Origin of the sequence: Streptomyces sp. NRRL B-24484, assembly GCF_000717715.1 — a bacterium.
Classification (GTDB): Bacteria; Actinomycetota; Actinomycetes; order Streptomycetales; family Streptomycetaceae; genus Kitasatospora.
In genome coordinates this window covers 1-612 of record NZ_JOAI01000145.1, presented here as the reverse complement: position 1 = coordinate 612, position 612 = coordinate 1, and the positions used below count along the sequence as shown (strand labels likewise).

Here is a 612-nt window from a genome sequence, read left to right as displayed (position 1 = left end):
CGGGAAGGTCGGCAAGGCGGGAATCGTCGCTGCCATGTCGGCAGTGGCCATCGGCATCGTGGCGCCGGTTGCCAGCGCCTCCAACGAGGCGAACTGGACCCAGGGGTGCCGGGGCTACTGGTACGACACCTCGGGTCACGCGTACTGCCAGAAGGCGACCGGTTCCGGCACCTACCACACGCACTACGACTGCTCCTTCGAGACCGACGTCTACCAGACCGCAATTCCGGGGGTCGGCTTCTCGGGTACGTACAGCCGGTACGAGTGCGTCTTCAGCCTGGACCGCACGACGGTTACTTACGGCTGAATTCGGATCGGCCAATGCTGCAGCAGTGTGAAGTGAGCCCGCGGCGCCGCGAAGGCGGTCGGCCGGCATGAGGTCCGGCAGTAGGTGAATTTCTGTCGCGCTGCATTGTCGGCTCAGGGGGATTTCGGCATTGGCGTGATCGGTGGCTCCGGCTGCGTTCGGTATTGACCGCATCGGTAGGATCAAGCAAGCCTCAGGCATGAGGTTGTTGTTTTCGGGAGGGAAAATGGCTTCATCGCGATTCGGGTGGGAGTCGGCCGCGGACGGTGCGGCTGAGGGGTCGCGCAAGTCTCCGGCGCTGCGCT

General features: G+C 64.4%; 1 protein-coding gene. It reads left to right on the top strand.

The window, feature by feature from the left end; all coding sequences use genetic code 11:
- Positions 1-307: hypothetical protein (locus IE98_RS0141670; RefSeq protein ID WP_159401273.1), on the top strand; the 307-nt coding region annotated here is incomplete at its 5' end.
- Positions 308-612 lie beyond the last annotated feature (305 nt).